General features: G+C 63.4%; 14 protein-coding genes and 1 pseudogene. 10 read left to right on the forward strand and 5 right to left on the reverse strand.

From position 1 onward, the window contains the following. Positions 1–231: 231 nt before the first annotated feature. Both ACLQ8T_RS06700 and ACLQ8T_RS06705 read left to right on the forward strand, forming a co-directional pair. Entirely contained in the window at positions 232–483 is a 252-nt protein-coding gene (locus tag ACLQ8T_RS06700; RefSeq protein ID WP_038990501.1) for a DUF3039 domain-containing protein, read from the forward strand. Between the two features lie 55 nt (positions 484–538). Continuing rightward, a complete protein-coding gene (locus ACLQ8T_RS06705) occupies positions 539–2305 on the forward strand; it encodes a DEAD/DEAH box helicase (protein ID WP_128470591.1) in 1767 nt (588 codons plus the stop codon). A gap of 76 nt (positions 2306–2381) precedes the next feature. Here ACLQ8T_RS06705 and ACLQ8T_RS06710 read toward each other — a convergent pair whose 3' ends face one another. Further along, on the reverse strand, positions 2382–2975 hold the full coding sequence (locus tag ACLQ8T_RS06710; RefSeq protein WP_149596687.1) for an isochorismatase family protein: 594 nt from the start codon (positions 2973–2975) through the stop codon (positions 2382–2384). 103 nt (positions 2976–3078) lie between these two features. After that, positions 3079–4377 carry a nicotinate phosphoribosyltransferase gene (locus tag ACLQ8T_RS06715; protein ID WP_038992074.1) on the reverse strand — a complete coding sequence of 433 codons (1299 nt, stop codon included), beginning with the start codon at positions 4375–4377 and terminating at the stop codon, positions 3079–3081. Between the two features lie 140 nt (positions 4378–4517). On the opposite strand from ACLQ8T_RS06715, the gene clpS reads away from it, so the two are divergent. From clpS to ACLQ8T_RS06735, 4 genes and pseudogenes are all read left to right on the forward strand, one after another. Further along, positions 4518–4802, forward strand: coding sequence for an ATP-dependent Clp protease adapter ClpS (gene clpS, locus ACLQ8T_RS06720; protein ID WP_038992076.1), 285 nt, complete (start codon positions 4518–4520; stop codon positions 4800–4802). Positions 4803–4873: 71 nt separating this feature from the next. Continuing rightward, positions 4874–5383, forward strand: coding sequence for a DUF2017 domain-containing protein (locus ACLQ8T_RS06725; RefSeq protein ID WP_413456383.1), 510 nt, complete (start codon positions 4874–4876; stop codon positions 5381–5383). A 4-nt stretch (positions 5384–5387) separates the two neighbouring features. After that, positions 5388–6311: a glutamate racemase gene (gene murI, locus ACLQ8T_RS06730; protein WP_038992079.1), complete on the forward strand. Its 924-nt coding sequence runs from the start codon at positions 5388–5390 to the stop codon at positions 6309–6311. Then, positions 6308–7102: pseudogene (locus ACLQ8T_RS06735) on the forward strand (MBL fold metallo-hydrolase); the annotation flags it as partial. The gene murI and the pseudogene ACLQ8T_RS06735, both read left to right, overlap by 4 nt. A gap of 237 nt (positions 7103–7339) precedes the next feature. Here ACLQ8T_RS06735 and ACLQ8T_RS06740 read toward each other — a convergent pair. Continuing rightward, positions 7340–7648, reverse strand: a complete 309-nt coding sequence (locus ACLQ8T_RS06740; RefSeq protein WP_413456129.1) for a hypothetical protein — start codon at positions 7646–7648, stop codon at positions 7340–7342. Positions 7649–7657: 9 nt separating this feature from the next. Next, positions 7658–7804: a hypothetical protein gene (locus ACLQ8T_RS06745; protein ID WP_413456130.1), complete on the reverse strand. Its 147-nt coding sequence runs from the start codon at positions 7802–7804 to the stop codon at positions 7658–7660. Here ACLQ8T_RS06745 and ACLQ8T_RS06750 point away from each other — a divergent pair. The 3 genes from ACLQ8T_RS06750 to rdgB all read left to right on the forward strand — a co-directional run bounded on the left by ACLQ8T_RS06750 (position 7803) and on the right by rdgB (position 9921). Then, positions 7803–8468 carry a helix-turn-helix transcriptional regulator gene (locus ACLQ8T_RS06750; RefSeq protein ID WP_413456131.1) on the forward strand — a complete coding sequence of 222 codons (666 nt, stop codon included), beginning with the start codon at positions 7803–7805 and terminating at the stop codon, positions 8466–8468. The two genes, ACLQ8T_RS06745 and ACLQ8T_RS06750, sit on opposite strands and share 2 nt — an antisense overlap. Before the next feature lie 89 nt (positions 8469–8557). Next, entirely contained in the window at positions 8558–9292 is a 735-nt protein-coding gene (gene rph, locus ACLQ8T_RS06755; protein ID WP_038992098.1) for a ribonuclease PH, read from the forward strand. Continuing rightward, positions 9289–9921, forward strand: a complete 633-nt coding sequence (gene rdgB / locus ACLQ8T_RS06760; protein WP_413456132.1) for an RdgB/HAM1 family non-canonical purine NTP pyrophosphatase — start codon at positions 9289–9291, stop codon at positions 9919–9921. Before rph ends, rdgB begins: the two co-directional genes overlap by 4 nt. 63 nt (positions 9922–9984) lie before the next feature. Here the strand turns inward: rdgB and ACLQ8T_RS06765 are convergent, their stop codons facing one another. Further along, the gene (locus ACLQ8T_RS06765; protein ID WP_413456133.1) at positions 9985–10989 is read right to left on the reverse strand and encodes an HNH endonuclease signature motif containing protein; all 1005 of its coding nucleotides are present in this window, start codon (positions 10987–10989) and stop codon (positions 9985–9987) included. A 507-nt stretch (positions 10990–11496) separates the two neighbouring features. Here ACLQ8T_RS06765 and ACLQ8T_RS06770 point away from each other — a divergent pair. Continuing rightward, positions 11497–11856 (forward strand): GntR family transcriptional regulator, encoded by a 360-nt coding sequence (locus ACLQ8T_RS06770; RefSeq protein WP_413456134.1) that lies wholly within the window; start codon positions 11497–11499, stop codon positions 11854–11856. Positions 11857–11876: the final 20 nt, after the last annotated feature.

Below are 11876 nucleotides of genomic sequence, written 5' to 3' on the forward strand. Positions count from 1 at the left end.
CCTGCCCTGGTGCAACAAGGTTCACAGGATATTGGCCGGTGGCGTCCAAGCCGGGGAAATCCAAATCAAACTGGATGGCAGTCATTCGAGAAGATGCAGGAAAACGATCCCTGACCTGAAGATATGAAGCGGAACATGGAGCTTCGCAGGCAACAGCGGCAAAGTCAATGTGGACAAGCTCCCATGCCTGCTACGCGGACAGCAGGGGCAATCCGTACTAGACTTGAAAGCATGGTGGAACAGTCTGAAGAAACCCGCGGCGGCACTGCCACGATTGAACGTACCGAGACAACCCAGAGTGTCGAGGCCGGAGATCACGAGCGCTTTGCCCACTATGTGCAGAAAGAAAAGATCATGGAGTCGGCAATGACCGGCGAGCCAGTGATCGCCCTGTGCGGCAAGGTCTGGACCCCAGGCCGAGATCCGCAGAAATTCCCGGTATGCCCCGAGTGCAAGGAAATCTACGATTCCTTGATGGGGTAGTGCTGCGAATGAACTAGCACTACTTCACACGATGCACGCGGCCGGGAAAAGGTAAATGACCGAGACACTCTTTGATTTTGGCGACAAGCTTCCACTAGAAGACAAGCTTCCGGTAGCGTACCCGGAACGCGCGGCATGGGGAACCGGGCCGAAGCTGCGTGCCTGGCAGGCCGAAGCCCTGGCCTTGTACTTTGACAAGGAGCCCAGGGACTTCATGGCCGTGGCGACCCCTGGCGCCGGCAAGACCACCTTTGCGCTGCGCCTGGCCAAGGTGCTGATCGACTCGGGCAAGATCAACCGCATGATCGTTGTCGCGCCGACCGACCACCTGAAAAAGCAGTGGGCGGATTCGGCAGCGCGTGTGGGCATTGCCCTGGACCCGAACTACAAGAACTCCGACGGCCGGCACGGCTCGCATTACATGGGCGTCGTGGTGACCTATGCCCAGGTCGCGCTGAAGCCTGCCGTGCACCGCGCAAAGACCGAGGATGCCCGCACCCTGGTGATCATGGACGAGGTCCACCACGCCGGTGATGCGCTGAGCTGGGGCGACGGCATCCGCGAGGCATTCGAACCTGCCACCCGCCGACTGGCCCTGACCGGTACCCCGTTCCGTTCCGATGCTGCACCGATTCCCTTCGTGCAGTATGTCGATGAGGGAGACGGCATCCGCCGGTCCAAGGCCGACTACACCTACGGCTACGGCAACGCCCTGGCAGACCATGTGGTCCGTCCGGTGCTGTTCATGGCCTATTCGGGCAATATGCGCTGGCGAACCGCCGGCGGCGAGGAGATGGAAGCAAACCTCGGCGAGGGCTTCACCAAGGATGTCACCGCCCATGCCTGGCGCACCGCGCTGGACCCGCACGGGGACTGGATTCCCTCGGTGCTGCAAGCCGCTGACCGGCGCCTGTCCGAGGTGCGCCGCACCGTGAAGGACGCCGGCGGCCTGGTCATTGCCACCGACCACGAGGACGCGCGCGGCTATGCTGCCCAGCTCGAAGCCATCTGCGGCGAGAAGGTCACCACCATCCTGTCCGATGACCCCAAGGCATCGCAGAAGATCGACGAATTCTCCGAATCCGATGCGCGCTGGATGGTCGCGGTGCGCATGGTATCCGAAGGAGTGGACGTGCCGCGCTTGTGCGTCGGCGTCTATGCGACATCCACCTCCACGCCGCTGTTCTTCGCCCAGGCGGTGGGACGCTTCGTGCGCAGCCGCAAGCGCGGAGAAGTGGCCTCGGTGTTCCTGCCCTCGGTGCCGATCCTGATGGCCTTGGCCAACGAGATGGAAGTCGAACGCGACCACGCCTTGGACCGAGAAGGCTCCAAGGACGAGGACGGCCTGGACGATTCGCTGCTGGAAGCGGCGAACAAGGAAGAGAAGGCCAGCGACGAGCTGGCACGCAACAAGTTCGAAGCGCTGAACTCGCAGGCTTCTTTCGATCGCGTGCTCTTCGACGGTGGCGAATTCGGCACCGGTGCCGACATCGGCAGCGAAGAGGAACTGGGCTTTCTGGGCATCCCGGGCCTGCTGGATACCGAGCAGGTTTCCGAGCTGCTGCGCAAGCAGCAGACCAAGCAGATTTCCAAAGGCGCCACCAAGCCCGAACCGGTGTCCGATCACCGCCGCATGATGGAGCTGCGCACGAAGCTGTCCAAGAACGTCTCGGCATGGGCTGCCCGGACCGGCACGCCGCATGGGCAGATCCACAACAAGCTGCGCAGTATCTGCGGCGGGCCTGCAGTACCGCAAGCAACAGCTGACCAGCTGCAGGCGCGCATCGACAAGCTGCAGGACTGGTTCGTCGGACGCAAGTAGTTTCCGCGAAAAAACGGCTTGGCGCTGACCGGAGAATTCGGTCAGCGCCAAGCCGTTGTGGTTTTCAAGCCAAGGATCAGCCCAGCGACAGCACCGTGACGCCGGCTGCGCGTAGTTCCTCGCGGATCGCTGGCAGATTCTCCGGCGAGACCGCTGCGGTCAGCGGGGAAATGATGGTGGTGGTGAACCCGGCTTCCACCGCATCGAACGCGGTGGCCTTCACGCAGTGGTCAGCGGCAAGTCCCACGACATCCACCGAAGTGATGCCCTTGGCCTTGAGCCAGTCGCCGAGCAGTTCTCCGCTTTCATCGGCCTTGTCTGCCGAAGGATCCAGTTCCCGGGCTTCGAAGCCGGAATAGGCCGCGGCGAAACGCCCCTTGGCGAAATGCGCGTCGACTGGCACGTGCGCGAGCTGCGGATGCAGCGCTGCGCCAGGGGTGCCGGCGACACAGTGCACCGGCCAGGAATCAATGAAGTCCGGGTTCTGAGAGAAATGATCGCCCGGCTCGATGTGCCAATCCTGGGTGGTCACGATGGCCGAGTAGGAATCGCGGCGTTCGGCAATGTCCGCGGCAATGGCCGTAGCTACAGCATTGCCGCCGGTTACCGCGAGGGCACCGCCTTCGCAGAAGTCCGGCTGGACATCAATGATCAATAGGGCTCTGCTCATCGCTGCCTCCCTGGCTGGTGAATGTAGACCTTGGACAACTGCGGACCGCAGGATCCTTGAATCTGGATTCTACGTTCCGCAGCTGAGTTTTTCGTGTGTTTGGCTAGTCCTGGATCATGACGGTCGGGATGACCGGTTCGCCGCGCTGCATCTTGCGGGCCACGCCCGGCAGCTCCTGGACCGATGCGTGGTGGCGCTCGGTGGCGCGCTTGACGCCGGCAGCGCCGACATGGGCCTGGTCGATCTCGCCGTTGCGCACCAGCGGGACAACCAAGTCGCGCTCGGGGCCACCGGTGGTGTACTCGGAGGTGGAGACGATTTCGGCGACGGCGCGGTTGCGCTCGTTGAGCTGGCGCACCGCATACTTGCGGCCGCCCACGCTGGCCTTGTTCGCCGCGGCCTTGGCCACGGGAATCCATTCGCCCGCATCGTCCTGGCGGGCCACCAGCTTATAGACCATGGACGCGGTCGGGTGCCCGGAGCCGGTGACCAGGGCCGTGCCCACGCCGTAGGAGTCCACCGGGGCGCTGGCCAGGGCGGCAATCGCGTACTCGTCCAGGTCCGAGGTGACGGTGATCTTGGTGTTCCAGTTGCCCAGGTCATCGAGCAGCTCGCGGACCCAGCCTGCCTGCTGCACCAGGTCGCCCGAGTCGAGGCGGACGCCGCCCAGCTCGGGACCGGCCACCTCGACCGCGGTGCGTACGCCGTTCTCGACGTCGTAGGTGTCGACCAGCAAGATGGTGTCCTTGCCCAGCGAAGCAACCTGCGCTTCGAAGGCGGCGCGCTCGGTGTCGTGCAGCAGGGTGAAGGAGTGGGCCGAGGTGCCAACGGTTTTCAGGCCGTAGCGTGCACCGGCTTCCAGGTTCGAGGTCGAGGAGAATCCGGCAATCATGGCGGCGCGCGCGGCGGCCACCGCTGATTCCTCATGGGTGCGGCGCGAGCCCATCTCGATGCAGGGGCGCTCGCCGGCCGAGGCGATCATGCGCGAGGCGGCCGAGGCAATGGCCGAATCATGGTTCATCGCCGAGAGCACGAAGGTCTCGATGACGCAGGCTTCGGCGAAGGTCGACTCCACGGTCAGCAGCGGCGAGTTCGGGAAGTACAGCTCGCCCTCGGCATAGCCGGAGATGTTGCCGGTGAAACGGAAGTTCTCCAGGTACTTGATGGTCTCGGCGTTGACCACCTTGTTATCGCTGAGGAAACGCAGCTGCTCGTCATCGAAGCGGAAATCTGCCAGGCCTTCGAGCACGCGGCCAGTGCCTGCGACCACGCCGTAGCGCCGGCCTTCGGGCAAGCGGCGTGCGAATGCCTCGAAGACTGATGGGCGGTGCGCCGCACCGGATTCCAGCGCTGCCTGGAGCATGGTCAGCTCATAGTGGTCGGTGAAGAGACTGGTGCGCATGTGACGCTCCTGATGATCGGAAAAGGCCTTGTGCGGCTGCTTGGGAAAGCAGACCCGTTTTACTGTATAACGGCTCACGCCCAAGGTGATATTTGCCGTGTCCGGTGTTGCGTTCAGCTTCCGCGCGTAAAATGGTAGCCATGACCGCAATGCCCGATGTACTTTCCGAATTTGAAACCCTGGTATCCCAAGACAAGCCATGGCGCTTGGTCGTGTGGAATGATCCAGTGAACTTGATGAGCTACGTATCCTACGTGTTCCGTTCCTACTTTGGTTTCAGCCCGGAAAAAGCTGAGAAGCTCATGCTGCAGGTGCACCATGACGGCTTCTGCACCGTGCGCAGCGGCAGCCGCGAAGCCATCGAATCCGATGTGCAGGCCATGCACGGGTTCGGACTGAACGCAACCATGACCCAGGGAGCCTGAACGTGGCCAAGGCCTTCAAGAACGGTTCCAAGGGCATTACCGGTACGCTGCATTCGCCCGAACGCAAGCTCATCCGCGCACTCTTCTCCGACGTCATCGAAATGCTCGAAGAACGTGCCCGGCTGCACCAGCTGCCCGAGGACATCGACCCGCTCTACGCCCTGACCGGCATGCGGCCCGAGTCCATGGACTTGCCTCCGATTGCCGATCCGGCACTGGCCAGGCTGCTGCCCGATGCCAGCGACGACGCCGTGGTGGCTGCCGAGCATCGCCGGCTGACCGAAGCCGATACGATCGCGCAGAAGGTCGGCCGCCTGCGCGAAGCCCAGCTGCTGCTGGAAACCGACAAGCTCGTGCTGGACAAGGACGCCGCGGCGCGTTTCGCCCAGGCCCTGAACGACGTGCGCCTGGTGCTCGCCGAACGCCTTCAGATCCGCAGCGAAGAGGATTCGGCCCGCGTCGCCGAGGTACTTGATGCTTCCGAGGTGGAAACCCCCGAGGAATACATGTCCCTGGTGTACAACCTGATTTCTTGGGTGCTCGATACCTTGATGGGCGCGCTGCTGGATGCGGAGTCCTGAGCCCATGAATTCCTACTTTGCCACCGGGCAGGTCTCCGCCCCGGACGCCAATACTCCCATTGGCATCTTCGATTCCGGTGTTGGCGGGCTGACCGTGGCCCGCGCGATCATCGACCAGCTGCCCGGCGAATCGCTGATCTATGTGGGGGATACCGCCAACTCTCCCTACGGTCCGCTGCCCATCGCCCAGGTGCGGGCCAACGCCCTGGGCGTCATGGACGAACTGGTGGATTCCGGGGTGAAGCTGCTGGTCATTGCCTGCAATTCGGCCTCCGCGGCGGTGCTGCGCGATGCCCGCGAACGCTACACCGCGCGCTATGGCATCCCGGTGGTCGAAGTCATCCAGCCGGCGGTCCGCCGTGCCGTGGCCGGCACGAAGAATGGCAGGATCGGCATCATCGGCACCCAGGCGACCGTGGGCTCGCGCGCCTATGAGGATGCTTTTGCCGCTGCCCCGAACCTGCAGGTATCGACCGTGGCCTGCCCGCGTTTCGTGGAGTTCGTGGAATCCGGCATCACCGCCGGCGCCGAGCTGCTGGAGATCGCGCAGGAGTATCTGGCGCCGCTGCAGGCCGCCGAGGTGGACACCCTGGTGCTGGGATGCACGCACTACCCGCTGCTCACCGGCGTGCTCTCCTACGTGATGGGGGATTCGGTCACGCTCGTGTCATCTGCAGAGGAAACGGCGAAGGACGTTTTCCGGGCGCTGACCCGGCATTCGCTGGTGCGCAACGACGGCGCCGCGGCGCGTCATGAGTTCCTCGCCACAGGCAACGCTGATAGTTTTGGTGTACTGGCTCGCCGTTTCCTCGGACCCGAGGTGCTGCAGGTGCGCCACGTGGACCATGTAGCCGCCCACTATCCGACCGGAGCTATCTCGCGGATCACTCCGCAAATGATTGCCGCGTCGAAAGCGAGTAACGAATGAAGCTGACCATCATCGGATGCACCGGGTCATTCCCAGGGCCGGGATCGCCCGCGTCCTGCTACCTGGTGACGGCCTTTGATGGCACCCGCGACTGGAAGATCCTGCTGGATCTGGGCTCAGGGGCTTTGGGCGTGCTGCAGCGCTACACCGATTTGAAAGACATCGACGGGATCATGATTTCCCATCTGCATCCCGATCACTGCATGGATTTGTGCGGTTTGCATGTGGCGATCCGCTGGGATCCTGACGGCTGGGGCCGCGAGAGGATGCTCGTGCACGGCCCTGAAGATACCGCCGAGCGCATCGAGACTGCCTACTCGCTGCCTGACGGCGACACCATGGCCAAGGACTACGACTTCCAGGTCTGGAAATCGCTGAAGCCGGTGAATATCGGACCGTTTACCATCACCCCGTACCCGGTGCGCCACCCGATCAAGGAAGCCTATGCCCTGCGCGTGGAAGCGCATGAACCGGGCCCCGACGGCGAGCTGCTGACCAGCGTGCTGACCTACTCCGGGGATACCGACAGCTGCGATGGCCTGGTGGAAGCCGCCCGCGGCGCCGACATGTTCCTGTGCGAGGCTGCCTTCGAGGAAGGCCGCGATGACCACATTGACGGCGTGCACCTGACCGGGAAGCGCGCTGGCGAAATGGCCGCCGCCGCCGGTGCCGAGCGCATGCTGCTCACCCACATTCCGGTATGGACCGACATCAACAAGGTGGTTGAAGAGGCCAAGGAAACCTACAGCGGCGGCATTGCCGTTGCCGTATCCGGCGTAACCTACGGCGTGTACTCCGGCAGCCTGAAGGAAGACAAGGACCCGACCCTGTTCAAGGGGGATCGCGGTACCGACTACCTGAAGACCCGCACCGGATCCATGCCGACCATCAAGTACGAGAAGACCCGCAAGTTCCCGCTGCTCAAGCGCAAGAAGTAGGTGCGCGGAACAGTCTCGACGCACGGAACGAAAGCATCGGCGAGAAGGGGTAATCCTTCTCGCCGGTGCTTTGCTCTGTTCTGCAGCGGATCAGTGAGTGCCGTGCTTAGCGCCCCACGGTTTGTCGTACTTGCTGGCCAGGCGGGTCAGCGCCAGTGCGGCAACGAGCAGTCCCACGTCCCGCAGGGCGACATCGAGGAAGATGCCCATCGAGACCAGGTTGATGATGATGCCCAGCAGCCACAGGGCGAGCACATAGCTCGCATAGCGCGGCTTGATGATCATCGATGCGGCGGCAGCCAGTTCCACCAAGCCAACCACGTGCATGGCGGTTTGCGCGGAGAACGGCAGGATGGCAATGACCCACGGGGCCAGGTAGTCCGGCCAGTAGGCCATCACGTTCGCGAACTAGTCCAGTCCCATGAGCAGGGGCAGGGCGACAAATCCAATGCGCAGGATCCAGAATGCGCTCATCGACGGGTCGGTGCTGACCCGTTCAGCTGTTGTTGCCCGGATGTGCGAGAGCGGATGCTTCTCGCTCCATGAGGCGCTCATGGCGATCACCTCCAAAGATTTGAACTTGCACCAAGATGCGGTCATCGAATCGCTCAACGATCCGGTGCGGCGCCAGCTGTTCGAGTTCATTTCGCAAAGCACGCAACCGGTAGGACGCGAGGCGGCAGCCAAGGCCGCGGGAATCAGCCGGACCCTGGCGGCCTACCACCTGGACCGGCTGGCCACCGCCGGATTGCTGGCCGTGACCTTCGCCCGGCCTGAAGGAAGAACCGGGCCCGGCGCCGGGCGCACGGCCAAGCTCTACGCGCTCGCCCAATCCGAAGTGTCGGTGAGCCTGCCAGCGCGCAACTACCGGCTGCTGGGCAGCTTGCTGGCGCAGGCGGCCAGCGCCGACACCTCGGGGGCCGTGCTCGCTGCGCTGCATCAGGCAGCACGCGGCGAAGGCAGGAAACTCGGCCAGGGCGGCGACGGGCTCGTGCCGCTGCTCGATGAGCTGGGCTATGAGCCCGAAGTGGATGAGCACGGGGAAATATCCATGCGGAACTGCCCATTCCACCAGATCGCCCAGCAGCAAACCGAAATGGTCTGCTCGATGAACTACGAACTGGTTTCCGGCGCCCTGGAAGGTTGCCAGCTGGACTGCGGCAGGGCCGAGCTGAGCCCGCCGTCTGGCCGGTGCTGCGTCGTGGTGCATCCGCAGTAGCGGCCGCGAATCACCCACGAGGTGCATTTCACCGTAACGCGCGGCGCCACCCGTGCGGATCGCGGGGCGCACGTGGTTAGGATGGAACCATGACTTTACGCGCTGACGGCCGAGGAGCCGCGCAACTTCGAGACATCACCATCACCCGCGGCTGGTCCGCTCAGGCCGAAGGCTCGGCCCTGATCGAATTCGGCAACACCCGCGTGCTGTGCACCGCTTCCTTCACCGAGGGCGTGCCGCGCTGGCTCAAGGGCGAAGGCACCGGCTGGGTCACCGCTGAATACGCGATGCTCCCGCGCGCCACCAACACCCGCAACTCCCGCGAGTCGGTCAAGGGCAAGCTCTCCGGCCGCACCCACGAAATCTCCCGCCTGATCGGCCGCTCGCTGCGTGCCGTGGTGGATACCAAGGCGCTGGGCGAAAACACCATCGTGCTGGACTGCGATGTCCTGCAGGCCGACGGCGGCACCCGCACCGCAGCGATCACCGGCGCCTACGTGGCGCTGGCGGAAGCAATCTCCTGGGCCCGTTCGCAGGGCATCGTGAAGCCCGGCGCCAAGGTGCTGACCGACTCGGTGGCAGCAATCTCGGTGGGCATCATCGACGGCACCCCGATGCTGGATCTGCCCTACGAGGAAGACGTCCGCGCCGAGACCGACATGAACGTCGTGGTCACCGGTTCCGGCGACTTCGTCGAGGTCCAGGGCACCGCCGAGGGCGTGCCCTTCAAGCGCGAAGAGCTGGATGCCCTGCTGGATCTGGCTCTGGGCGGCACCAACGAGCTGGCCGAAATCCAGCGCGAGACCCTGAACAGCACCAAATGAGCAAGCCGGTACTGGTCCTCGCCTCGCGCAACCAGGGAAAGCTGCGCGAATTGCGCGAACTGCTGCGCGGAAAGGTCCCGGGCCTGAATGTCGACACCCAGGTCATCGACGCCGCCACCGCGGGGGCGCCCGACCCGGTCGAGGACCAGGTCAGCTTCGCCGGCAACGCGCTGAAGAAGGCCCGCGAGATCTCGGCATCCACCGGCCTGGTGGCGCTCGCCGACGATTCCGGCCTGAGCGTTGATGTGCTCGGGGGAGCCCCGGGCATCTTCTCGGCCCGCTGGTCCGGAGTGCACGGCAACGACGAAGCGAATATAGATCTGCTGCTCGGCCAGCTCGGCGACATTGCCGCCGAGCATCGCGGAGCGCAGTTCGTCTGCGCCGCGGCGCTGGCCGCCCCTGGGGGAGCCGAGCACGTTGAACTTGGCAAGGTCGAGGGCGTGTTGCGCACCGAGCGGGCCGGCGAGCATGGCTTTGGCTATGATCCGATCTTCGAACCCGCGGGGGCCGGCAAGTCCATGGCCGAGCACACTCCGGAGGAAAAGAACGCGATCTCGCATCGCGCTCGCGCCTTCGCCGCCTTGCTGCCTCGCATCATCGACGAGGTGACCAAGGCCCTGGCCAAGTAGCACCAAGGCCAAGGCCGCAGAACGCCGGCACATCCAATTCAGGATGTGCCGGCGTTCTTGTGCTCAGCGCTGCAGGTTCTGCCCGTATATTGCCCAGGCCTGGTGCGGCCGGTCATCGAATTCGGCCACCAGGTACTGGGTTTCGCAGGCGCGGCACTCCCATTGCGATGGAGGCCCGAAAGGCATCATGCATCCAGCGGTGACGAACTCCTCGTCATCGGGCTCGAAGCTCGGCATGCCCCAGATGACCTTCCGCGGATTGCGTTCCCCGCAGGCGGGGCAGGCAGGCTTCGCGTAGTTGCGCAGCTGCTGCAAGGTTGGCTGGTGGGCCATCTGGTGGCAGTCGCCGCACAGCAGCACCAGTTCATCCACGTGGTCCTGGATCTCCCAGCGCAGGCTGTCCTGGTGCGCCTGCGGCAGGTGGATCTGTGGGCGGGCAGAGATGTCCCGCTCGCAAATTTCGCAGGCCAGCGGCTGGTCCGGCGCGCTGCGCTGGAGAATGGCAGCAACGCCCAGCACCCGGTTGGCCTTGGCCGGCTTCGACGGCGAGCACGCGCCCGCGGTGACAAAGATCGGGCGCGGGCGTTCGACGAGCTCCGCGATGCTTTCCAGAACCTTCTCGGCCAGCGGATCTTCCAGATATTGCGAACGCCGTGGCAGCTTCTCGCCGATCATGGACTCGATGTCGGCCACCGAAATGGGATCAGTGAAGGTCGCCAATGCAGTGAAAGTGAGCTTTCCGGGTTCCTCCGAACTGGCGATTTCCAAGCTGGCAACCAACGCCGGAGTGCTCTCCAATGCCGTCAGGATCAGATCTCCCGCTTGCATGGTTTCCGGCAAATTCCAGAGGTAATTCTGGTTCACCTGCCCCAGAGCTGCAGCTGATTCCAGGGGCTTGGCCTGTCGGCACCAGTAGACCGACTGGCCTGGTTCGCGGATCAGCAATCCGGGTTTCACTGCCCCAAGGTTCGGACGGCGCAGGGGATAGTCGTCGATGATGCAGCTGGGACGGTGCCCGGCATAAGCGCGTTCGGTCTGGATCCTGGTGATCAGTTCACGTCGGCTCATACGCGCAATGTCTTCACCGCTGCAATCGGGGAAGCACACCTTGAACAGCTCGAGCAGAACTTGGCGGTCCAGCGCTCCAAGAAGCTGATCTGGTATCTCAAGTCGGTTGAAATCTTCTTGCATGGTCCCTCCCATAAGTGCCTGCAACACGAGGAGGGCTGTTGGCCTCCACGTGCACGATCGCAATTTTCCGAACCAGACCTGGCCAATTTTTCGCTGCCCGCGCTCGTGTTCCACGGTTTCGGGCTGGGCGTACAACTCTCCCGGTCGGGCGTTTCCAATCAAGGTTTCACCACTGTGAACGCAACATCGATGGTGCGCGTGCAGGGCTACCTTTCTTGGCAAGTCCCAGCTTAGATGCCGTGGCGGACAGTATGGAGCCCCCGGTTTTTCATGGGAATTCTGCCGCTCCGTACTTGCGCGGAACTTCCCGAGGTTCTATGGTTAGTTACATGAGTAACTAACCCACTAACTAACCTGGTGGGGATGAGCACGGAGGGAGCCAGCATGATTGATGATTCAAAACCGATCTTCATGCAAATTGCTGAGCTGATTGAGAACGACATCATCTCTGGTGTTCTGGCGGAAGAAGCGCAAGTTCCATCAACCAATGAATTCGCAGCGTTCTACCGGATCAATCCGGCCACCGCAGCCAAGGGGATCAACCGGCTCGTGGAAGATGGGCTGCTCTACAAGAAAAGGGGGATCGGCATGTTCGTCACCGAAGGAGCACCGCAGCGGCTGCGAGCGCAACGCCGCGAGAAATTCCAGCAGCAATTCATCGCGCCTTTGACCGCAGAAGCTACCAAGCTGGGCATTGGCCTGGATGAGCTGGTCGCCATGATCAAGACCGGCTCGGAATCTTGAAACATCTCTACAGCACAGGG

It is taken from the genome of Glutamicibacter sp. FR1 (genome assembly GCF_047300825.1).
Lineage (GTDB): Bacteria > Actinomycetota > Actinomycetes > Actinomycetales > Micrococcaceae > Glutamicibacter > Glutamicibacter nicotianae.